Source organism: Clostridium sp. J1101437_171009_A5 (genome assembly GCF_015547905.1).
Classification (GTDB): Bacteria; Bacillota; Clostridia; order Oscillospirales; family Oscillospiraceae; genus Pseudoflavonifractor_A; species Pseudoflavonifractor_A gallinarum.
In genome coordinates, this window is sequence record NZ_JADMVY010000002.1 from 292926 (window position 1) to 313139 (window position 20214).

Sequence of the window (20214 nt, forward strand, 5' to 3'; positions counted from 1 at the left end):
TTTCCTCCGGCGCAGAAAAACACGCGGAAGAGATCCTGGGATCTCACCCGCGTGTCTTTGCTCTGGATATTTAGGCCTTTTTCAGCTCCCGCTCGAAGGCGATGCCGCCCACATTGATATTCACGCACTCCACATGCAGTCCGCTGGTATTTCCAATGGCGCTGAACACAGCCTCCTGTACGGCCTTGGCCACCTCGGGGATGGTATAGCCGTATTTCAGGAAGATGGAGACCTCTACACTGACACTGGACTCATTCACAGCGATATGGACACCCTTGGACAGATTCTTTTTGCCCAGAAGCTCCGCCAAGTCGGAGCCCAGATTGGGGGCCAGGCTGGCCACGCCCTCGGTCTCCAGGGCGGCGGCGGCGGCAATGACAGCCAGGACTTCCTCCGATATATGGATATTTCCCAGCTCGTCCGGACGGGAAACGTATTCTCTTGCATCGGCCATTGCAGGTCACGCTCCTTTTTTGTACAACTCCAAAGTTGCTGCTCTTTTTGGTATTGTACCACAGAAGCCGGAAAATACCAACAGATTTTTTTGAAACTGTGCCGGTGCCTTAGGGTTCGGCCTCGATGATCTTGATCTGGCTGGCCGCCAGACCGGTCTCTCCGGTGACGATCTCGGTGATCCGGGCCACGTCGGCGTCGGTGAGGCCCTCCTCGGTGGCGGCCACGACGATGCTGGCGCTGTTCTCGTTGAGGAAGGCCACGCAGTCGGTATACCCCTTGGCGGTGACCAGATTCTCCACCTGGGCCTCGGAGACCGTGAAGTCTGCCATGGTCTCAATGGCGGCGGTCATCTCCTGCTTCATGGTCTCGTCCGCGGTCTCACTCTCGGCCGACTGCTGGAGGATGGACAGCGCGCTGTCCCGGGCCTGCTGGCGGTTGAGCCGGGCGGAGGCGAAATACCCGCTCTCCTCCTCACTCACGGTGGGGGCGGCGCTGGCGCTGGGGGCGGGAGAGACGCTGTGCTCGGCGGTCTCCCCCTCGGTTCCGGCTGAGAGGAGCGGGTCGTTGGTCTGTCCGCCCACCAGAGCCGCCTGTCCCAGCACCTTCCCCGTGTCGGCGCTCTCCTGATTATAGGACCAGTTCAGATAGACCGCCACACACACAAAGAGGACGATGGCGGCCACCACCGCATTGCGTTTCCACAGCTTCATACTCATTTTCCTCACTTTCCATTACAAATCGAAATTTTATCGGAACCCAGCCCCGTCAGGGCGGAAACCGCCTCCACCAGGGAGAGGCGCACCTCTGGATCCCCGCCCCCTGAGCATACCACCAGCGCGCCCCGGAATCGGGGCGAAATCTGCTGTACCGGGACGGCCTCCTCGCTCCCGCTGCCCCGGGAGAGGACCACGGTGCTCTCCTCCTCGCTTCGGGATTGGGCGTCCACCTCGGATTTCCGGTCTTCCGCCCAGATCTGCTTGGTCCCGGCCTCCACCGAGAGCACCACGGTCACCTCTCCCGCCCCTTCGATCTGGGAGAGGGCCTGCTCCAGCTTGTGCTCCAGCTCCGCGGTGGTATCCAGGCTCGCAGTCACCCCCGCACCGGAGGTGGGCACGCTCTCCTTCTCCTCCCCGCCGGGCAGAAGCAAAAGCAGCACGCCCGCCAGGATCACCAGCAGCACATAGCGGTATTTGCTCAGCAGGCCGGGAATCCGCTTCCCCCAGCCCGCAAGATCCAGCTCTCTCATGTCACTCCCTCCGCTTTCTGGTAGATCTGGCGCTCTGCCGGGATGGCAAAGTCCGCCTCGATGCGCCGGGTCAGCGCCTGGCGCTGCTGCTGGCTGAGCGCTCCCGCCACGGTGACCTGATAGGGGACGGGATAGCCGTCCTCCCCCGCCCGGGTCTCCACGGCGACGGAGCATGCGATGCCCAGGTCCTCCGCCTTGTCCGAAATATATGCGACCGCCTTCTCCTCTATGAGTGCTTGGAGCACATCGGCGCTGTTGTTCTGAAAGGCCTCCACCTCCTCCACCGGGAGATGGTATTCGCTCAGCGCCCGGGAGAGGGCGTCCTGGTCCAGCGTCAGCACCGGACCCAGGGCGGCCAGCAGCAGGACCAGTCCGCCGGTGAGCCGTCCCACCCGGCGGACGGCGCCGCCGGGCATCAGGCTCTGGGCCGCCGCCACCAGCAGGGCCGCGGCGGTGATACCCAGAAGCCAGGCTTTGATCCATGCCAGCACCGCTATCCACCTCCCATCGTAACGGTGATGGCCGAGACCAGCGACACCAGCAGCAAGAGTGCGCTGGCTCCGGTCATCCCCAGCACCAGTCCAAAAGCGCCGCCGATCCGGTCGATGAGCGCGGACATCCGTCCGCCCGACACGGTAGCGGCCAGCGCCGCCGTCAGTTTGTAGACCAGGTAGTGGACCCCCAGCTGCAAAAAGGGCACCACGCACAGGGCCAGCACCCCCAGCATCCCGAAGATCCCCACCGTATTGCGCAAAATACCCGCCCCGGCCAAAACCGTCTCGGCCGCGTCGGAGAGGATGCCCCCCACCACCGGCACCATGCCGGAGATGGTCAGCTTGGCCGCCTTGAGGGTCATGGCGTCGGCACTTCCGGCGATGACGCCGCTCACGGTCAGATAGCCCACAAAGGTCAGCAGCACCCCGGTCAGAATGGACCGCACCGCCCATTTCAGAAGGTCGGCCACCCGTTTGAGCCCCTCGTTCCCCAGGGCGGCATAGGCGGTGCAGGCCGCCACATAGGCGTATACCATGGGCAGCAGGAGCCGCTCGATCAGGGTGAGGAGCACATCGGAGAAGAGCATGGTGGCCAGCTGCCGGGCGGCTGCACCGCTCGGTGCGCCGCTGGCGGCCGCGGCCGCCGTGATGGTGGGGAGCAGCACCTTGGAAAAGCCCCCCATCTGCTCCAGCGCCTCCCGGCCCATGCCCACCAGGGCGTGAACGTCGGCCACCGCCACCGCGGTCACCGCCAGAGCGCCCACCAGGGCCCCGGCATCCAGCTCGCCCGATGCGCCCACGCTCTTGGAGAGCTCCTCCACCAGGGCACACAGCACCACCACCGCCAGCAGCAGCACGCCGCTGCGCACCGCCTTGCGGAGAATGCCGGGCACCGCGCCGCTCCCGGTATCCAGGATTTTCGTCAGCCCCTCATTGAGGTCCACCCCCTCCGAGAGATCCAGGCCGGAGAGCTCGGAGGACGCGGCGTCCTGGAGCTCGTCCAGCTCCAGTGCGGCCGCCTGCTGCTCCAGCACCTCCTCCGTGTCGGCCGCCCGGGCCGCCGGAAGCAGGGAGAACAGTAGGGTCAGACAGAACACCGTCACCAGCAGCTTTAAAAGAGCCCGCTCAGCGTGTCCAGCACGGAGCGCAGCAGCGGGACCGACACGCACAGGGCCATGGCGGCCCCCGCCGTCTCCACAAAGGAGGCGATGCCCCCCTCCCCCGCGTCCCGGCAGAGCTCGGCGGTGATCTTGGTGAGAATGGAGATCCCCACCGTCTTGAGCACCGGGGAGAGCACCGCCGGAGAGAGCCCGGCCAGCTCGCTCAGGCTGTCCAGCAGCATCCCCAGGCCGGACAGCGCCCGGAAGGCCATCCCCAGAATGAGGGCGCCCGCCGCCAGAGCCAGGACCAGCCCAAGCTCCCGCACCTGCTTTTTGACCACGCAGGCGCACAGGGCAGCCGTGATGGCCAGGGCTGCCACCTTTACCATATCGTCCATGGGCCATCACAGTCCAAACAGGGTCTTGACCAGGTCGAAGAGGGCGCTGATCTGCTGCACCACCAGCATCAGCACCACCACCAGACCGGTCAGGGTCACCATAGTCGCCTGCTCGTCCCGCCCGGAGCGGATGAGCACCTGGTTGAGCACCGACACCAGAATGCCGATGGCCGCGATTTTAAAGATCAAATCCACATCCATGCAGTTCTACTTCCTCTCTCCCCGTCAAAGCAGCAGGATGACAAAAAAGGCTCCCGCCGTCACCCCCAACGCTCCATAGAGCCTCCCGTGGCTGTCCCGCTCCCGTTCCGCGCCCTCCAGCTGATGGGAAAGGCGCAGGCGGGCCTGTCCCACGGCCTGCCCCTGTCCATCTCCATCAAAACGGCCCAGCACCTGGCCCAGCTCGGCCAGGATGGCCCGGTCCTCTCCCCGCAGGTCGGGAAGGCTCTCCTCCACCGCGGCGGTCCAGATCTGCCCCAGACTCTCCTCGCCCAGGCGGTCCAGGCCCCCGAGGCACCGGGCGAACAGGGGCCGGGCCGGGAGGGGCGTGCGCCGGGACAGCTCGTCCAGCAGCTCCGGGATGGGGGTCAGGCGGAAGGAGAGCTCCCGCTCCATCAGCTCCAGCGCCGTGACCATGGCCCGCAGCTCCCCCACCCGTCGGCCCAGCTGAGCCGCCGCCCCAAAGCCGATGGCCCCGGTCCCTGCGGTCACCAGCGCCGCGCCCAACAGGCTCAGCATAGCCCGTCCCCCAGGGGGAGCACCTCGTAGCTACGCCCCGACCCATTGCGCCGGATCAAAATGACCTGCGAAAAAATGTTCCGCTCCAGCATCTCCCGGTAGAGAGGGCGGCGGCGCAGATCCTCCAACCCGCTGCCGTGGGCAGTGGCCAGGAGGGACACGCCGCAGTTGGCCGCGTGCTCCAGGGCCGCCACATCGGCGGGGGCGGTGATCTCATCCACCGCCAGCACCTGGGGATTCATCCCCCGCAGGAGCATCATCAGAGCCTCGGCCTTGGGGCATCCCTCCAGTACATCGGTGCGGAGGCCCACATCCAGCTGGGGGATCCCCTCCCACAGGGCGGCCAGCTCGCTGCGCTCGTCGGCCACACCCACCCGGATTGCCGTGCCGCCCTCCCCGTCGGAGAGGGCGCGGATCAGGTCCCGGAGCAGGGTGGTCTTTCCGCCCCCGGGGGGCGAGAGGATGAGGGTCCCCTTCACACCCTGCCCGTCCCGTACCTGCCCCAGTACCTCCCGCGCCGCGCCGGGGACCGACCGGGCCACCCGGATACACAGGGAGGAGAGCTGCCGCAGATTATGTACTGCTCCCTCCCGGAGAACCGCCGTCCCGCACAGGCCGATGCGGTGGCCCCCGCGGACGGTGACGAATCCGTTCTGGACCCGGTCCAGGGCCGTGTGGGCCGAGGCTCGGGTCGCTACTTCCAGAATAAGGGAGAGGTCCGCCGGACGGACCGCCTCCTCCGCGCCCGGGACGCCGTGCTCCCCGGCGGGACCGGAGACCGTCACCGGCTGTCCCGCCCGGAGGCGGATCTCCTCAATGCGGGCCTGCTCGCTGCGGGGCAGGCGCTCCAGGGGAGTGCGCAGCCACGCCGGAAGCAGCGCCGCTGTCTGCCCAAACCGCTCGGCGGGGTCCTGCTGATGCTGTGCCGCCATCTTGTTCACGCTCCTTGTCTTTGGAATGGAGTTCTGGCACATTCTATGAGGGGGAGCGGACCAGTATGACAGCCTGTCCGGATTTTTTGTTTCTCTGCGCGCTCCTCTCCAGAGGGGAAAAATAGAAACAAACCGTAAATTTTCCGGAATGGAGGTGTCAGCCCCGCTAAAATATGGTATGATAAAGTGCTGATCTCTGTGAGAGCCTAAGAGGAAGACGGGAATCTCCCGCCGCGCCTCTCTCCGGCTCCCAAAGAAAGGAATGGTGGCCTATGGCCGAATTGACACGAAGTGAACTCTTTTCCGGCGTCCATCTGACGGCGGTCCATACCGAAAAATTCAAATCCTGCGTGCTGGGGGCGTCCTTCCTGGCCCCGCTGGACCGGACCAAGGCGGCCTGCAACGCGCTGGTCCCCTCGGTCCTCCGCCGGGGCACTCAGGAGCACCCGGACATGGAATCCCTTTCTTCTGCACTGGACGAGCTGTACGGCGGCTCCATCGAGCCGGTGGTGCGCACCCGGGGCGAGACCCAGTGCGTGGGCTTCCTGGGGAGCTTCTTGGACGACGCCTACACCCTGGACGGCTCGGCCATCCTGGAGAAGGCCGCCGGTCTGCTGGGGGAGCTCCTCCTCCGTCCCTGCACGGAACAGGGGGTGTTCCGCCGGGACTATACCGACAGTGAGCGGCAGAACCTGATCGACCGTATCCGCGCCCAGGTCAACGACAAGCGCAGCTATGCCCTTCTTCGCCTCAAGCGGGAGATGTGTGCCGGGGAGCCCTTCGGCGTGGACCGCCTGGGTGACGAATCCTCTGCCCGGGCCATCACGCCGGAGAGCCTCTGGGCGCGCTACCAGGACCTGCTGCGCACCGCGCCCATGGAGCTCTATTACTGCGGCTCGGCCAAGCCGGAGCGTGTGGCTGACGCCCTGCGCGCCGCTCTCTCCCAGCTCCCCACCGACGGAGTGCGCACTCCCCTGCCCCGACCCGCCGCCAAGGAGGCCCCCGCGCAGCCCCGCGAGGTGGTGGAGTCCCTGGACGTCACCCAGGGCAAGCTGACCATGGGCCTGCGTACCGGCTCCACCGTGTGGAGCGAGGACTACCCCGCCCTGCTGCTGGCCAACGCCATTTTCGGCGGCACCACCACCTCCCGTCTCTTCCTGCATGTGCGGGAAAAGCTCTCCCTGTGCTACTACGCCAGCTCCCAGCTGGAGAAGCTCAAGGGCGTGATGCTGGTCTCCTCCGGCGTGGAGTTTGACAAGGTGGGCGAGGCACGGGCCGAGATCCTCTCCCAGCTGGAGGCCTGCCGGAAGGGCGCATTTGAGGACTGGGAGCTGGAGGGTGCCCGCCGCTCGGTGGTCAGCGCCCTCCACAGCGCCATGGACGCCCAGGCCCGGCTGGAGGATTTCTGGCTGGGACAGGCGGTGGCCGATCTCACCGAGGACCCGGAGGCCCTGGCCCGCCGGGTGGAGGAAGTCACCCGGGAGCAGGTGGTGGCGGCCTTCTCCTCCCTTCAGCTGGACACCATCTATTTCCTGAAAGGAAGAGAGGCGTGATGCACATGGAAAAAACGATCTATTCCCGGGTGGGAGAGACCCTCTTCCACACCCGGCTCGAGAATGGCCTGCCCATTTACGTCAATGTAAAGCCCGGCTTCCGCAAGGCCTTCGCCTTCTTCGCCACCAACTACGGCGGGATGGATATGCGCTTTCAGCTGGATGGGACCTGGCAGGAGACCCCCGCCGGTGTGGCCCATTTTTTGGAGCACAAGATGTTCGACACCAAGGAGGGCAACGCCCTTCAGGATCTGGCGGCCAACGGCGCCTCCCCCAACGCCTTCACCAGCTCGGCCATCACCGGGTACTATTTTGAGTGCACCGAGAAGTTTGAGGAGAATCTGAAGACCCTCCTCTCCTTTGTCTCAGTCCCCTGGTTCACCCCCGAGAGCGTGGAGAAGGAGCAGGGCATCATCGGCCAGGAGATCCAGATGATCGAGGACGACCCCGAGTGGCAGGTCTTCATCCACCTGCTCTCCGGCCTGTATGAGCACCATCCCATCCGCTTCTCGGTGGCGGGCAGCCGGGAGTCCATCTCCCACATCACCGCCGACACCCTCTATGCCTGCCACAAGGCCTTCTACAATCCCGCCAACATGGTGCTGTGCGTGGCGGGCGATGTGGACCCGGAGCAGGTGGAGCGGCTCGCCCGGGAGATCCTCCCCAAAGATGGTCTCTCCGACATCCCCCGGGATTACGGCGGACCGGAGCCCACCCACGCGGCCCACAGTGTGCAGGAGCTGCGTATGGAGGTCTCCACCCCCATCTTCCAGCTGGGCTTTAAGGCCGACCCCCTCCCCCAGGGGCCGGAGCACCTCAGGGGGGAGCTGATCGGCACTCTGGTCAGCGAGGTCCTGGCCGGTTCCTCCAGCCCCCTCTATGCCCGGCTCTACCGGGAGGGGCTCATCAACAAGAATTTCGGCAGCAGCTTTGAGGCCTATCCGGGCTGCGCCTTCCTGGCCGCGGGCGGCGAGAGCCGCTCTCCCGAGGCCGTGCGGGACGCCCTTCTGGAGGAGGCCCGCCGCCTGAGCGAGGAGGGGGTGGACGAGGCCCTCTTCCTGCGGCTGAAAAAGGCTCTCTACGGCGCCATGGTCCGGAGCCTCAACTCCTTTGAGCACGTCTGCATCGAGCAGGCCCAGAGCCACTTTGCGGGCGTGGATTACCTGGACTTCCCCGCTGTGTTTGACTCCATCGGCAAGGCCGACGTGGAGGAGGCGCTGCGCACCTGGTGCGTCCCTGCCCGCTCCACCCTGGCCGTGGTCCGGCCCAAGGAGGAAGCGCAGGCATGAGTCAGATCGTCACATTCCCGGGATTGGGGCTCTCCTTTGACCTCAATCCCATCCCCTTCTCCATCTTTGGCTGGCCCATCCACTGGTACGGGATCATCATCGCCGCGGGCTTTCTCCTGGCGGTGGCCTACTGTACCCGGGCCAGCAAGCGCTTCGGCATCCAGGAGGACGACCTGCTGGACATGCTGTTCTTTGCCGTTCCCCTGGGCATCCTGGGGGCGCGGCTCTACTACATCATCTTCTATCTGGACCTGTTCCGCACCGCCGACGGCTCCCTGGACTTTGCCAAAATGGTCCGGATCTGGGATGGAGGCCTGGCCATCTACGGCGGCGTGATCGCGTCGGCCCTCACCCTCCTGGTCTTCTGCAAGAAACGGCACATCCCCTTCCTGGCCTTTGCCGACCTGGGCGTGTTCGGCCTTCTGATCGGGCAGGCGGTGGGCCGCTGGGGCAACTTCGTCAACGTGGAGGCCTACGGCGGCGAGACCACCCTTCCCTGGCGCATGGGGATCACCGAGGTGGTCAATGGCGTGGAGGTCTACAAGGAGGTCCACCCCACTTTCCTCTATGAGTCCCTCTGGAATCTGGTGGGACTGGTCCTGCTCATTCTCATTGCCCGGAATTGGCGCAAGTTTGACGGACAGATGTTTTACAGCTACCTGGCCTGGTACGGCGTGGGCCGCGGCATGATCGAGGGCCTGCGCACCGACAGCCTCTATTTCTTCGGTACCGGTATCCGGGTCTCCCAGATGCTGGGCTTTGCCTCGGCGCTGGTGGGTATCGCCCTGCTGGTCTGGAATCTGAAGGTGCGCCCCCATACCCCGGAGGAGCTGTGGGTCAACCGCTCCGCCGCGGTCAAGGCCGCCGGGGAGGGCGAACATGGCGGAGATTGACCGAAACGCTGCCGCCCGGGAAGTCCTCTCCTGGGTGCGCGGGGAAGCCGGACGCCTGGAAGTCCGGCCGGGTCTGGCCCTCCTCCTGGTGGAGGACGGATGGGACAGCCGCGCCTTCTCCGCCCAGCTGGAGCGAGAGGGTGAGGAATGCGGCATCTACTGCGAAGCGTACACCTTCCCCGCCCCGCTGCGGGAGGAGGCCGAGGAGCTTCTCCCCCTCCTGGAGACCCGGGGCGACCTCCACTGGGCGGTGCTCCTCCGGCGGGATGGACTGGATCTGAGCGGTCACCTCTCCGCCTCCCTTCTGGAGCGGCTGGAGGGCTGGGGCATCCTGCCCGAGACCATCGCCCGCCTGACCCCGGAAGAGGCGCTCTTCCGCGCCCTTCTGCTGGCCGGGGCCGTGGAGCGCGCCGGACAGGGTGACTGAGAAATACAAATCCATAAGATAAGGGAGCGGCACGGTTGAATCAACCGTGCCGCTCCCTTTTTCCGCGCTGTATAGGGGCCGTGGGCCCCATTATTTTTTTCCGGGATTCTGTTCAAAGAGGACCAGATTCAAAGCCGGATCACAGAGGGCCAGAAACACATCCTTGGCCGAGTGTATCCGGCGCTCCTTCAACTGTTTTTCCAGCCAGGTCAGATTCAGCCCCATGCGTTTCAGGTTGCCCTCCAGAATTCGGCCATCCATGATGAGCTCGGTAAAGAGCTGCTCCTGCTTTGGGGACAGGTTCATGTCGTTTGGCGTGGCCGGGCGCTGGCTGCTCACCGGCAGGATAGTGAGCTTTCCATTGTACTCAAACACCGCGGTTTGGATGCTCGTAAGGTCAAAGTATCCCTGCTGGCGGCACATGACCATGAATTCGCTCAGATCCAGCTTGGCCTTCTTCAGATTCTCACGGTAGAGCTTTCCGCGATCCATCAGAATGGTGGGCGTGCCGTTGAGGTACTTCCGGGCCCTGGGAAGGCGGTTGGACAGAATGCTCAGCAGCACGGTCACCCCTCCGTACAGGAGCATGGCAACCAGCGGCTTCCACGGCTCTTCCAGCTCGGTGGCCATCTCGGCCGCGATGGACCCGACCGTGATTCCGGTGATATAGTCAAAAAAATCCAGCTGGGCGATCTGCTTGTGTCCGATCAGCTTGGCAATCAGAAACAGTGCGCCGAACGATCCGAGCGAGGTGAGGCAGAGAACCAAGAAGCGCATAACATTCCCCCTTTGGGGTAGTTTGCCCACAGCTTCTGCCAATACCCGTTCCAAATGCTCCCACCGATCGGTTAACTTGCGTACAGATCACAGATGATGCTGACACACTTGTCGATCCCAATTTTTCCGCTGTCCAGACACAGCTGATAGCTGTCGGCATTGCCCCACTCGGTACCCGTGTAGAGCTCGTAATAGGCTTTCCGCTTCCGGTCCTTTTCGTGGAGACGCTGGGCGGGAGACTCCTCTCTCTGCCCATAGACCGACACGATGCGCGCGGCCCGCTGCTCATCCGAGGCGTGGATGAACACGGTCAGGCAATCGGCAAGATCCTGCAAAATGGAATCGGCGCAGCGTCCCACAATGACGCAGGGACCCTTTTCGGCCAGATCGGTAATGACTTCCTTCTGGGCCAGCCAGATCTTATCCATAGCGGACTGCCCGTCCCGGCCGCGGCTGGACAGGGCGTTTTCATAGAGCTTATCCGACAGGGCGTACTCACCGTATTTTTCCACGAACTCCTTTGCCAGACCGCTCTGCGCCGCGATTTTGTCGATCAGCTCACTGTCATAGCAGGGAATGCCCAGGGTTTCGGCCACCTTTTTGCCGACCGTTCTGCCGCCGCTGCCAAACTCCCGGCTGATGGTGACGATCCGGCTGCCGGATACCGGCGCGGCGGCGGGGGCCTGCTGGTGCATGACCTCCTGCATCACCGATTGCTTGAACCGGGCATACAGGGCCATTGCGATCAGGCAGGAGGCGGTATCGGTGATGGCCTGCACCCACATCAGGCCGTTGACCCCGAAGAGCGCATCCATCAGGAAGCACAGCACGGAGAAGATCACACCCAGCCGGAGCACGGCCAGAAACAGAGAGGTCTTCCACTTGCCCACCGCCTGGAAAATGGAGTTGTACATATTGAAGAGGCTCATGCCCACCACACACCAGGACCAGCGGGCCAGGAAGACTCCGCCCACCTCGATGGTCTGGGCATCCGGGGTAAAGATCCGCACGATGGTCTCGGGCATGACCTGCACCAGCGCCAGGAAAATCAGGGAGAAGACCAGCAGGATCCGGAAAGAGAGATTGCAGACCTGATGGACCCGCTTGTGGTTCTTTGCCCCGTAGTTATAGCCGATCAGAGGCATCACGCCCTGGGCAATGCCGATGCTGATGTGCAGGGCGATGGTACCGCACTTGGAGGCCACACCATAGGAGGCCGAGAGGATATTGCCGCCCTCATGGCTGAGGAGCAGTCCGTTGAGCAGGGAGATGGAGACCGACACCAACAGCACCGAAATGGCCGCCGGGAAGCCAACCGCCAGGGACGCCCAGCAGACATTTTTCTCCAGAGAAACATATTTGGGCGAGATGGTCAGGACCGTTGTCTTTCGGATCTTGACCAGTACGGCAAAGAAATACAGCATGGAGATCGTGTTGGAGAGCATGGTAGCCAGCGCCGCGCCGGCCACATCCATCTGAAAGACAAAAATAAAGACCGGGTCCAGGATGATGTTCATGACCCCGCCCAGGGTGAGCCCGATACTGGCCTCTTTGGTCTTGCCGACGGCGCGCACCAGATGTCCCAGCACCAGGCCGGCCACCGTGGGAATGCCGCCTATGACAAAGACCCAGCCCAGATAATCGCTGGTGTAGCCAAAGGTCAGGTTATCCGCGCCAAAGAAAAAGAGGACCGGCCGCATGAAAATGGCCAGCAGAATGGACAAAACGGCGGTCAGTGCGAGAGAGCCCCAAAAGCTGAAGGAGGACGCCTTCTTCGCCGTGGCCTCATCGTTTTGGCCCATGCTGCGGGCAATGACGCTGTTGGCGCCGATGCCGAACAGATTGGCGACCGCCGTGAGCAGCGTATAGATGGGAAAGGTGATCGAGAGAGCGGCCAGCTGGTTGGGGTCTCCGATCTGTCCAATAAAGAAGGTATCCGCCAGCGAGTAGAGGATAACGATGATCTGGCTGACCACCGTAGGTACGGCCAGCTTGGCCACTGCCCTGCCTACCGGCATGGTGGTAAAGAGTTCCTTATCTTTTTTCATCGCTTATCTTCCTCCGGACGGCTGTGCCTGGCGGACACGGTTCATGTTCTCCAGAGCGATGTCCAGCAGGCGGATGAATTCCTCCTGCTCCGCCTCACTCATCCCCTCCACCAGGGACTGCTGGGTCTCCAGGGCGATCTCTTTCAGGGGCATCTCCAGGGCCAGCCCCTGGTCCGTGGGCGTCAGGATGGCTTTCCGCGCATCCTCCTGATCTGCCTTTTTCTCGATCAGGCCCTTGCCCTCCAGCCGGGAAAGAATGCCGGCCACCGTGGACTGGGAGAGCTGGAGCTGCTCTTTCAGACGGGCGGCGGTGATCCCCGGGTTCCGTAAGGCGGCGATCAGGGCGTCACTCTGCACGGAGGTGAGCCCGATGTGCTCCATCTTCAGGTTTCGATAATAGGTCACGGCGTTCCCCAGCTGTACGATCAGAGAAGCCACGCGGAATTGTGTATTCTGAATCATATTCTCCCTCTATATTGAATCGCATAAGATGCATCGTATGCGATTTAATATACCCCTTTTTCCGAGGAAAGTCAACGGTCTTTCCTTCGAAAAAGGAAAAGGATATCCATTCCGTAAACGTTGGACAGAGAAAAGCATTACACATGTGAATCTTTACCGGAGAGTAAATATTTTCTTGATTTTTGTGATATTGCGGCGATATATGCAGAATTTTTGTAACAGCTTTTGATATTTTTCCATCTTGTTTGGTTACAAAAATTTTATTAAAATGAATAAAATAACGATTATTGTTACTTTCTGTGTGTGTAAAAAGGAGGAACTCTATGAAAAAACGGCTGCTCAGCACGGCGTGTGTCGTGCCCCTGTGTCTGACCATGCTTCCGGCTACGGCACTTGCGGAGGATTTGGACAATCCCCCTATTCTGTCTGAAGAAAATAGTCCCCAGACCAATGAAAACGCCGCCCTTTCCGCAGAAAACGCTCTCGCAGGAGATGAAAGCGTTGAGGTATCTGAAGAGACGCCTGCTGTCTCCGACGATTGGAAGGACAACGCCGATGTAGCTTGGTTTACCGGGTCCGAGACTCAGTACATTCTCTCTACCCCTGAGGAACTTGCCGGATTGGCCCAGTTGGTCAATCAGGGGGAAAGCTTTCAGGGTAAGACTATCCTGTTAGGCGCTGATATGAATCTGGGCAACCGGGAGTGGACTCCCATTGGCGGAGGCGGATCTGGAAAGCAGTTTCAAGGTACCTTTGATGGAGATGGTCATACCATTTCCAACCTGAAGATTACCCGCGGACTGTCTTATACAGATAAGAATATTAGCATCGGATTTTTTGGTGCCACCCAGAGCGGCGTAGTGAAAAACTTCACGCTGCACAACGTGGATGTGACTGGCAGCGGCCGTGTAGCCGCAGTGGTAGGCGGGGATGCAAATGTAGAGTCCAAGATCACCAATGTCCATGTTACCGGCAGCATACAGATCTCTGGCTACTGGTATGTAGGGGCTATTTTAGGCAACGGCTATACTTCCATCTCGGACTGCTCCGTGGTGGGAGATGGCGCTGAAACCTCCTTTGTTTCCATCACCGGCGGATATGCCGGAGGAATTGTAGGTTTTATGGGGGAAGGAAACTGTGTTACTTCCGGCTGTACGGTCCGGGACCTTACGGTCCAGGGCGCCCATAACGGTATCGGCGGTGTCAGCGGCATCCTCCACTATGGCAACACCATCCAGGACTGCACTGCAGAAAATGTAGTGGTGTGGCAGACCGTCACCCCCGAGGAGGATGGCCGCATCTATGCCGGCGCCTTTGCCGGCACCTTTTTGGACAACGGCGGCAAAACTCCGCCCACCCTGGAGAACTGCGAATTCACCGGCGAAATTTACAGTGGCCCGGACCGGCAGGATATTCTGGAGGCAGAGCGCTATGTCGGCAGCCTGTGGTATGGCGCCCACCCCCCTGCCACGGTAAATATTGCGGGCTGCACCATCCATATGCCTGCTGTGGCCCAGGTCAACGGTTAGTCCTACTCTGATCTGAGCCGAGCCGCCGAGGCTGCCAAGCCCGGCGATACCATTTCTCTGCTGCGGGACATCACTTCCAGTACTTGGAGTACCATCCGCAATCTCTCCGGCATCACGCTGGAGGGCAATGGCCATGTACTGACCCTCAACACCCAGGCATTCCAATCCAATGGCGGCAACACCTTCCGCAATTTTACATTGGACCTTACCGGCAGTGCGGACGGGTACGGCATCGGCGCAGCTTCCGGCGACGTCTTCCAGAACGTGTCCCTTTTGAGCGGCAAAGATCTCTCGTATGGCATTTTTATCAGTGGTACCGACAACGACCATGAGACCGTCACAGTGGACAACTGTACCTTTGACGGCATGTCCCATGCCATTTATGATGATAAAGAGGGAAAACTGGAGTCCCTCATCGTCACCAACTCCACGTTGAAGGGCGGTGCCTGCCTGATCCTCTGCGCTCCCCAGGGCCAGTTCACCGGCAACACCCTGGACGGGACCAAGTTGAGTATCGCAGGCAATGACCAGACCGTCACCGGCAACACCCTCCGCAACGGCAGCAGCATTTCCTTCTATCAGGACGGCTCTATTTTTACCGGAAACCATATCCTGTCCGGCAGCTATCTGGAGTTTGTCCAGGACAACGACCAGAACTGGGACCTCCGGGACAATGACTTCGGCGAGGAGATCATCCTCACCACAGAAGTCGAGACGGTCTCTGTGATCCTCCCCACTCTGGAGAAAACGGGCTACACTTTTGCCGGTTGGCGTGAGGGAGAGACCACTTTCCTGGGGGGCGTCCCCTGCTCCCTCACCCAAAGTATGACGCTCACTGCCCAGTGGGAAAAGACCTCCTCTGCTGGGTCCGGCGGGGGCTCCAGCAGCGGGACTTCCGGCTCGGACCATAAGACAGAAACCACGGTCCATCCCGATGGCTCCATCACCACGATCGTGACCCAGCCCAACGGTACCGTCACCGAGACCACGACCGATCCCCAGGGCAACAAGACTCAGACCGTCACCAAGCCGGACGGGTCCAGCCAGACAACGGTATCCAATCAAAACGGTGCTTCCTCTGTGGTCACCACCGATAAAACCGGCCAGGTGGATGCCCAGGTGACCCTGCCCTCTACCGTGGTGGAGGATGCCGCCCAGATGGGGGAAGCCGTTGCGCTTCCCATGCCCGGCGTATCCGCCACCAACGACCGTGAGAATGCCCCCACGGTATCCGTGATTCTGCCATCCGGCACCGCGGCTAAGGTGGAGATCCCCGTCTCCAACGTGACCCCCGGAACAGTGGCCATCATCATCAAGGAAGATGGGACTGAGGAGATTGTGAAAAACTCCATCCCCACCCAGACCGGTGTGACCATCACTCTGGAAAATGGGGAGACCGTAAAAATCGTGGATAACAGCAAGCGTTTTGAGGATGTAGAGGACAGCTATTGGGGCAGTGCGTACATTGACTTTACTTCTAGCCGGGAGATCTTCTCCGGTACCAGCCAGACTACTTTTACCCCTGAGCAGCCCATGACCCGGGCTATGCTCGTCACTGTGCTGGCCGCCTACGATGGCGCGGATATCTCTGTTTCTTCGGGCAGTTGGTATGAGGCCGGACAGCAGTGGGCTGTGGAGAATGGTATCTCCGACGGCAGCGATATGGAAAAGATCCTTACCCGAGAGCAGCTGGCCGTGATGCTGTGGAACTATGCGGGCAAGCCTGCATCCAGCGGCGATGTGAGTGCCTATGCCGATGGCAGCGACACCAGTGCCTGGGCGACACAAGCTATGGCTTGGGCTGTGGAGCAGGAGTTGATCTCCGGTATGGGCAACGGAAGCCTGGCACCTCAGGGCAGCGCTACTCGCGTCCAAGTGGCGGCTATCCTCTATCATTTCATCAGCCGCATGGGCTGATTGATTCCATTCAAGCCACATACGATTTGAAACAGAATTTATGACAAAAAAGAGAGCGAACTGACCAAGCAAAATCAGTTCGCTCTCTTTTTATGAATCATGAAAAGAGGTTGCCAAATCGTTGCCACAGAGGGCATCCGGCCTCAGAAAACCAGTGTCTTCCGGTTGCCTGGGTTACTCCCATTCGATGGTCCCGCTGGGCTTCGGCGTCAGATCGTAGAGCACCCGGTTGACCCCCTTGACCTCGGAGGTGATGCGCTGGGTGATCTTCTGCAGCAGAGCAAAGGGCACATCCTCCACGGTGGCGGTCATGGCATCCACGGTATTGACCGCACGCAGGATCACCGGCCAGTCAAAGGTGCGCACATTGTCCCGCACGCCCACCGACTTGAAGTCGGGCACCACGGTGAAATACTGCCACACCTTGCCCTGGAGGCCCGCCTGGGCAAACTCCTCCCGCAGGATGGCGTCGCTCTCCCGGACGGCCTCCAGCCTGTCCCGGGTGATGGCGCCCAGGCAGCGCACGCCCAGGCCGGGGCCCGGGAAGGGCTGACGGTATACCATGGAATCGGGCAGACCCAGCGCGGCGCCGCAGGCACGCACCTCGTCCTTGAAGAGCATCTTCAAAGGCTCCACCAGTTCAAACTTCAGGTCCTCCGGCAGTCCGCCCACATTGTGGTGGCTCTTCACCGCCTTCACGGTCTTGGTGCCCGACTCGATGATGTCGGGATAGATGGTGCCCTGGGCCAGGAAGTCGATACCGTCCAGCTTGCGGGCCTCCTCTTCAAAGACCCGGATAAATTCCCCGCCGATGATCTTCCGCTTTTCCTCGGGGTCGGCCACACCGGCCAGCTTGTCCAGGAAGCGATCCACCGCGTCCACATAGATGAGGTTGGCATCCATCTCATCCCGGAACACCTTGACTACCTGCTCGGGCTCCCCCTTGCGCAGCAGGCCGTGGTTCACGTGGACGCAGGTCAGCTGCTTGCCGATGGCCTTGATGAGCAGCGCCGCCACCACCGAGGAGTCCACGCCGCCGGAGAGGGCCAGCAGGACCTTTTTGTCCCCCACCTGCTGGCGGATGAGCTCCACCTGATCGGCGATGAAGTTCTCCATATTCCAGTTGGCCTGAGCGCCGCAGACCCCAAAGACGAAGTTGGAAAGAGCGGCCTTCCGCTCCTCCGGATCGGCGGGCCAGGGGGCGTCTCCCCCGTGATCGGCCAACAGGACCGGGACAGGGGCATTGTAGATCTCTTTGGAGACGTCGATCTCCACGCCGTCCACCACGCGGTTGGGGCCGCCGTTGAGAATGACGCCCTTCACGTTGGGGAGCGCGGCCAGCTCCTCCGCCGTGATGTCATGGGGATGGATCTCACTGTACACGCCAAGGGCACGGATCTCCCGGGCCAGTCGAGGGTTCTCTTCACTGCCCAGATCCAGAATGACGATCACGTCCTGCTTCATCGCAGTCCCTCCTATGTCAGATTCTGGTCTTATCCTACCATACCGGCGCACGGGCCGCAAGAGATTTGGTCGAATTCCGCCGTTATCCCGCCCGGCGTTCCAGTGCCTGACCCACCCGGCGGCCCACCAGTAGGGCCAGGGCGATCTTGATGGCGTCCGGGAGCACAAAGGGCAGCACGCACAGTCCCAGCGCCGCCGAGAGGCTCATGGGGCCGGAGGTCCGGGTATATACCGCCAGGAACCAGGCCGTCCCAAATGCATAGCAGACCACCAGACCCAGCACCATGGACAGCGCCAGGACCCATCCGCGGCGGCCCAGGAGCCGCTCCATCCCCCACACGGTCAGGGCAGAGCCCAGAAAGCCCAGGATATAGCCGCCGGTGGCCCCAAGAAGGACACCGATCCCACCTTTGAATCCCGCAAAGACCGGCAGGCCCACCATGCCCATCAGCAGATAGACGGCCACCGCCGCGCTCCCCCGCTTTCCGCCCAGGATGGCCACTGCCGCGAAAATACCGAAGGTCTGCAAGGTAAAGGGAACCGCCGCGGGAATGGAGATCCAGGCGCACAGCGCGATCACCGCCGCCATCAGTGCACACTCGGCCAGCGCCCGGGTCCTGCCCCGGGAAAGAGTCTTTGTATCCATGTCACATCCTCCTATGTTCGGTATGATTCTGCCTGGAACTTTACCATATCCCGGATTGATTGTCAACCTAATTTTATTACTGGTTTACAATCAAGCGAGAGCGTTGACAATATCGAGGTGCGATATTATAATATCAATAGACGATATCGATTCTTGATATTCGAGGTGAGACTTATGGCAAAGAAAGCTCTGGAGGCCCTGAGCGAGCCCATGTTCTATGTCCTGATGGCCTTTCAGCCCGGGCCCCGCTGCGGCACGGAGATCGCCTCCTCTGTGGAGAAGCGCACCCAGGGGCGGGTGAGGCTGGGCCCGGGCACCCTCTATACCATTCTGGCCAAATTTGAGGAGGAGGGCCTCATCCGGGAGCAGTCCATCCTGGGCCGGAAGCGCACCTATTCCCTCACCGAGCTGGGGGAACAGCGCTACCAGGAGGAGCTCCGCCGCCTGCGCGCCTGCCTGCGGGACGCGGCCGAGACCGAGCGAGAGCTGAGTGCCGCCCCGGTGCCGACGGGAGAGGAGGGGGCGCAATGGGCCTGAGCTCCTCCCGGCGTCCCCGGCTGGTCCCCCGGCTGAACTACGTAGACCCCTGGGACATCCCCGCCATGGAGAGCTGGCTGGTCCAGATGGCCGCCCAGGGGCTCTACTTCGTCCGCTGTTCCAAGGGTCTGCTCTGGTTCCGGCGGGACACCCCCGGGGCGGTCCGCTACCGGCTGGACGCCATCTCTCCGCTCTCCCCCACCCCAGACCTAAATACCTTTCAGCAGGCCCGGGAGATGGGCTGGCTCTATGTGGGAAAGCTGGGGCAGTTCTCCCTCTACCGCTGTGACGACCCGGACGCTCCGGAGCTCCACACCGACTCCCTCACCCAGAGCATGACCCTGGAGCTGCTGGAACAGTCCATCCGGCGGAATGTGAGCCTGTGTACCCCCCTCTTTCTGCTGGGCATTGGTATGATCCTTGCCGGATTTCTGGGCGGCCGCCCTCCCGTGCTTCAGTTGGTGGAGAGCTCCGCCGCCTTCTCCATGCTGGGCTCCCTTCTTCTGGATCTGATCGTCCTCGCCTGGCTGCTCCTCCAGTGCCGCCGGTTCTGCCGTCTGCGCCGCAGCCTCCGGGAGGGCATCCCCATGGAACACCGGACCGGCCGCTTCCGGGGACAGGTGACCCGGAGCCGGTTCCTGATTCTCTTCGCGCTGCTCTTCGCAGTGCTCTCGGCCGGTATCTCCGTCCGCTCTATCTCCGGGCGGGAGCGCTGGAACATCACGCCGGAGCAGCCCTCTCCCCTCTCCTTTCATCTCACCCACATTGAGGCCGATCCCGCCTTCACCTACCGCCACCTCTATCTCTCAGACCGGGACATGGAAAATCACGTACAAGCGGCGTGGTCCCTCTTCGCCCCCGCACAGTATGAGATCGAGGAGGGCGGCGAGGTCCCCGGCCGGAGCTGGCCGGATAATAGCGGGACCTATTCCCCCTCCTTCCGGCTCTCCTACTACCGGCTCTCTCTGCCCTTCCTGGCGGAACCCCTCCTCCGGGCGCTGATCCGGGAGGAGTACGACGACTGGTACGCCTATGAGCTGGAGCATGAGCCGGGGCGCTACCAGTTCCTCCGGGTAGATCAGCCCGGCCTGGACGAGACCGCCCTGGTCTACGACGCGGTGGAAGATACCTGGGAGATGCTCTTTGCCCGGCGGGGCGCCCAGGTGGTCGTCCTGCGCTACTACGGCCTGGAAGATCTGTCCGCCGCACTGCCCGCCCTGGCCCAGGCCCTCACCTGATAATCCACGAAAAGACCGCTGCCTCTCTCCCGGAGGTCGCGGTCTTTTTGTGTTTCTCTTCCGGTACATG

General features: G+C 62.1%; 22 protein-coding genes. 8 read left to right on the top strand and 14 right to left on the bottom strand.

Going from position 1 to position 20214, the window contains the following annotated elements; translation table 11 throughout:
* Positions 1-70: 70 nt before the first annotated feature.
* From I2C21_RS05005 to I2C21_RS05045, 9 genes are all read right to left on the bottom strand, one after another.
* Positions 71-454: an Asp23/Gls24 family envelope stress response protein gene (locus I2C21_RS05005; protein ID WP_101693043.1), complete on the bottom strand. Its 384-nt coding sequence runs from the start codon at positions 452-454 to the stop codon at positions 71-73.
* 109 nt (positions 455-563) lie between these two features.
* Positions 564-1166: a SpoIIIAH-like family protein gene (locus I2C21_RS05010; protein WP_186964280.1), complete on the bottom strand. Its 603-nt coding sequence runs from the start codon at positions 1164-1166 to the stop codon at positions 564-566.
* An 11-nt stretch (positions 1167-1177) separates the two neighbouring features.
* A complete protein-coding gene (locus I2C21_RS05015) occupies positions 1178-1702 on the bottom strand; it encodes a SpoIIIAG-related protein (protein ID WP_186964279.1) in 525 nt (174 codons plus the stop codon).
* Positions 1699-2193 (bottom strand): stage III sporulation protein AF, encoded by a 495-nt coding sequence (locus tag I2C21_RS05020; RefSeq protein ID WP_101693040.1) that lies wholly within the window; start codon positions 2191-2193, stop codon positions 1699-1701. Before I2C21_RS05020 ends, I2C21_RS05015 begins: the two co-directional genes overlap by 4 nt.
* A gap of 2 nt (positions 2194-2195) precedes the next feature.
* On the bottom strand, positions 2196-3299 hold the full coding sequence (locus I2C21_RS05025) for a stage III sporulation protein AE (protein WP_353654779.1): 1104 nt from the start codon (positions 3297-3299) through the stop codon (positions 2196-2198).
* 8 nt (positions 3300-3307) lie between these two features.
* The gene (locus I2C21_RS05030) at positions 3308-3694 is read right to left on the bottom strand and encodes a SpoIIIAC/SpoIIIAD family protein (RefSeq protein WP_195278676.1); all 387 of its coding nucleotides are present in this window, start codon (positions 3692-3694) and stop codon (positions 3308-3310) included.
* Positions 3695-3700: 6 nt separating this feature from the next.
* A complete protein-coding gene (gene spoIIIAC / locus I2C21_RS05035) occupies positions 3701-3895 on the bottom strand; it encodes a stage III sporulation protein AC (protein ID WP_101693038.1) in 195 nt (64 codons plus the stop codon).
* 24 nt (positions 3896-3919) lie between these two features.
* Positions 3920-4432 (bottom strand): stage III sporulation protein AB, encoded by a 513-nt coding sequence (spoIIIAB, locus tag I2C21_RS05040; protein ID WP_101693037.1) that lies wholly within the window; start codon positions 4430-4432, stop codon positions 3920-3922.
* Positions 4426-5364, bottom strand: coding sequence for an AAA ATPase domain-containing protein (locus tag I2C21_RS05045; RefSeq protein ID WP_195278677.1), 939 nt, complete (start codon positions 5362-5364; stop codon positions 4426-4428). Before I2C21_RS05045 ends, spoIIIAB begins: the two co-directional genes overlap by 7 nt.
* Before the next feature lie 272 nt (positions 5365-5636).
* On the opposite strand from I2C21_RS05045, the gene yfmF reads away from it, so the two are divergent.
* From yfmF to I2C21_RS05065, 4 genes are read left to right on the top strand one after another with little or no spacing between them, the layout of a single operon-like run.
* The gene (gene yfmF, locus I2C21_RS05050; protein ID WP_195278678.1) at positions 5637-6917 is read left to right on the top strand and encodes an EF-P 5-aminopentanol modification-associated protein YfmF; all 1281 of its coding nucleotides are present in this window, start codon (positions 5637-5639) and stop codon (positions 6915-6917) included.
* Between the two features lie 5 nt (positions 6918-6922).
* Complete coding sequence (gene yfmH, locus I2C21_RS05055) at positions 6923-8206, top strand: EF-P 5-aminopentanol modification-associated protein YfmH (protein ID WP_101693974.1); 1284 nt, start codon at positions 6923-6925, stop codon at positions 8204-8206.
* A complete protein-coding gene (lgt, locus tag I2C21_RS05060; RefSeq protein ID WP_101693034.1) occupies positions 8203-9099 on the top strand; it encodes a prolipoprotein diacylglyceryl transferase in 897 nt (298 codons plus the stop codon). The genes yfmH and lgt overlap by 4 nt, the downstream gene beginning before the upstream one ends.
* Positions 9086-9526, top strand: coding sequence for a hypothetical protein (locus I2C21_RS05065; protein WP_193536619.1), 441 nt, complete (start codon positions 9086-9088; stop codon positions 9524-9526). Before lgt ends, I2C21_RS05065 begins: the two co-directional genes overlap by 14 nt.
* 90 nt (positions 9527-9616) lie before the next feature.
* Here the strand turns inward: I2C21_RS05065 and I2C21_RS05070 are convergent, their stop codons facing one another.
* The 3 genes from I2C21_RS05070 to I2C21_RS05080 form a co-directional block, all read right to left on the bottom strand.
* On the bottom strand, positions 9617-10303 hold the full coding sequence (locus I2C21_RS05070; RefSeq protein ID WP_195278679.1) for a DUF421 domain-containing protein: 687 nt from the start codon (positions 10301-10303) through the stop codon (positions 9617-9619).
* A gap of 71 nt (positions 10304-10374) precedes the next feature.
* A complete protein-coding gene (locus I2C21_RS05075; RefSeq protein WP_195278680.1) occupies positions 10375-12351 on the bottom strand; it encodes an MATE family efflux transporter in 1977 nt (658 codons plus the stop codon).
* A 3-nt stretch (positions 12352-12354) separates the two neighbouring features.
* The gene (locus I2C21_RS05080; RefSeq protein WP_101693030.1) at positions 12355-12813 is read right to left on the bottom strand and encodes a MarR family winged helix-turn-helix transcriptional regulator; all 459 of its coding nucleotides are present in this window, start codon (positions 12811-12813) and stop codon (positions 12355-12357) included.
* Between the two features lie 323 nt (positions 12814-13136).
* Between I2C21_RS05080 and I2C21_RS05085 the strand changes: the two genes are divergently transcribed.
* A complete protein-coding gene (locus I2C21_RS05085) occupies positions 13137-14342 on the top strand; it encodes a M26 family metallopeptidase (protein ID WP_195278681.1) in 1206 nt (401 codons plus the stop codon).
* A 198-nt stretch (positions 14343-14540) separates the two neighbouring features.
* Complete coding sequence (locus I2C21_RS05090) at positions 14541-16259, top strand: S-layer homology domain-containing protein (protein WP_195278682.1); 1719 nt, start codon at positions 14541-14543, stop codon at positions 16257-16259.
* Between the two features lie 174 nt (positions 16260-16433).
* On the opposite strand, the gene guaA is transcribed toward I2C21_RS05090, so the two are convergent.
* Positions 16434-17723 carry a glutamine-hydrolyzing GMP synthase gene (gene guaA, locus I2C21_RS05095; RefSeq protein ID WP_195278683.1) on the bottom strand — a complete coding sequence of 430 codons (1290 nt, stop codon included), beginning with the start codon at positions 17721-17723 and terminating at the stop codon, positions 16434-16436.
* An 82-nt stretch (positions 17724-17805) separates the two neighbouring features.
* Positions 17806-18369 carry a biotin transporter BioY gene (locus I2C21_RS05100; RefSeq protein WP_101693026.1) on the bottom strand — a complete coding sequence of 188 codons (564 nt, stop codon included), beginning with the start codon at positions 18367-18369 and terminating at the stop codon, positions 17806-17808.
* Positions 18370-18543: 174 nt separating this feature from the next.
* Here I2C21_RS05100 and I2C21_RS05105 point away from each other — a divergent pair, with 174 nt between their 5' ends.
* Positions 18544-18906 carry a PadR family transcriptional regulator gene (locus tag I2C21_RS05105; protein ID WP_195278684.1) on the top strand — a complete coding sequence of 121 codons (363 nt, stop codon included), beginning with the start codon at positions 18544-18546 and terminating at the stop codon, positions 18904-18906.
* Entirely contained in the window at positions 18897-20144 is a 1248-nt protein-coding gene (locus I2C21_RS05110) for a DUF2812 domain-containing protein (RefSeq protein WP_195278685.1), read from the top strand. Before I2C21_RS05105 ends, I2C21_RS05110 begins: the two co-directional genes overlap by 10 nt.
* Positions 20145-20214: the final 70 nt, after the last annotated feature.

What these genes read in the sequence shown, in the direction of transcription:
- guaA (WP_195278683.1), bottom strand. Translation starts at nt 17,723, where the DNA reads ATGAAGCAGGACGTGATCGTCATTCTGGATCTGGGCAGTGAAGAGAAC.
- spoIIIAC (WP_101693038.1), bottom strand. Translation starts at nt 3,895, where the DNA reads ATGGATGTGGATTTGATCTTTAAAATCGCGGCCATCGGCATTCTGGTG.
- spoIIIAB (WP_101693037.1), bottom strand. Translation starts at nt 4,432, where the DNA reads ATGCTGAGCCTGTTGGGCGCGGCGCTGGTGACCGCAGGGACCGGGGCC.
- yfmH (WP_101693974.1), top strand. Translation starts at nt 6,923, where the DNA reads ATGGAAAAAACGATCTATTCCCGGGTGGGAGAGACCCTCTTCCACACC.
- I2C21_RS05030 (WP_195278676.1), bottom strand. Translation starts at nt 3,694, where the DNA reads ATGGACGATATGGTAAAGGTGGCAGCCCTGGCCATCACGGCTGCCCTG.
- I2C21_RS05100 (WP_101693026.1), bottom strand. Translation starts at nt 18,369, where the DNA reads ATGGATACAAAGACTCTTTCCCGGGGCAGGACCCGGGCGCTGGCCGAG.
- I2C21_RS05105 (WP_195278684.1), top strand. Translation starts at nt 18,544, where the DNA reads ATGGCAAAGAAAGCTCTGGAGGCCCTGAGCGAGCCCATGTTCTATGTC.
- I2C21_RS05075 (WP_195278680.1), bottom strand. Translation starts at nt 12,351, where the DNA reads ATGAAAAAAGATAAGGAACTCTTTACCACCATGCCGGTAGGCAGGGCA.
- lgt (WP_101693034.1), top strand. Translation starts at nt 8,203, where the DNA reads ATGAGTCAGATCGTCACATTCCCGGGATTGGGGCTCTCCTTTGACCTC.
- I2C21_RS05015 (WP_186964279.1), bottom strand. Translation starts at nt 1,702, where the DNA reads ATGAGAGAGCTGGATCTTGCGGGCTGGGGGAAGCGGATTCCCGGCCTG.
- I2C21_RS05065 (WP_193536619.1), top strand. Translation starts at nt 9,086, where the DNA reads ATGGCGGAGATTGACCGAAACGCTGCCGCCCGGGAAGTCCTCTCCTGG.
- yfmF (WP_195278678.1), top strand. Translation starts at nt 5,637, where the DNA reads ATGGCCGAATTGACACGAAGTGAACTCTTTTCCGGCGTCCATCTGACG.
- I2C21_RS05110 (WP_195278685.1), top strand. Translation starts at nt 18,897, where the DNA reads ATGGGCCTGAGCTCCTCCCGGCGTCCCCGGCTGGTCCCCCGGCTGAAC.
- I2C21_RS05010 (WP_186964280.1), bottom strand. Translation starts at nt 1,166, where the DNA reads ATGAAGCTGTGGAAACGCAATGCGGTGGTGGCCGCCATCGTCCTCTTT.
- I2C21_RS05080 (WP_101693030.1), bottom strand. Translation starts at nt 12,813, where the DNA reads ATGATTCAGAATACACAATTCCGCGTGGCTTCTCTGATCGTACAGCTG.
- I2C21_RS05070 (WP_195278679.1), bottom strand. Translation starts at nt 10,303, where the DNA reads ATGCGCTTCTTGGTTCTCTGCCTCACCTCGCTCGGATCGTTCGGCGCA.
- I2C21_RS05005 (WP_101693043.1), bottom strand. Translation starts at nt 454, where the DNA reads ATGGCCGATGCAAGAGAATACGTTTCCCGTCCGGACGAGCTGGGAAAT.
- I2C21_RS05045 (WP_195278677.1), bottom strand. Translation starts at nt 5,364, where the DNA reads ATGGCGGCACAGCATCAGCAGGACCCCGCCGAGCGGTTTGGGCAGACA.
- I2C21_RS05085 (WP_195278681.1), top strand. Translation starts at nt 13,137, where the DNA reads ATGAAAAAACGGCTGCTCAGCACGGCGTGTGTCGTGCCCCTGTGTCTG.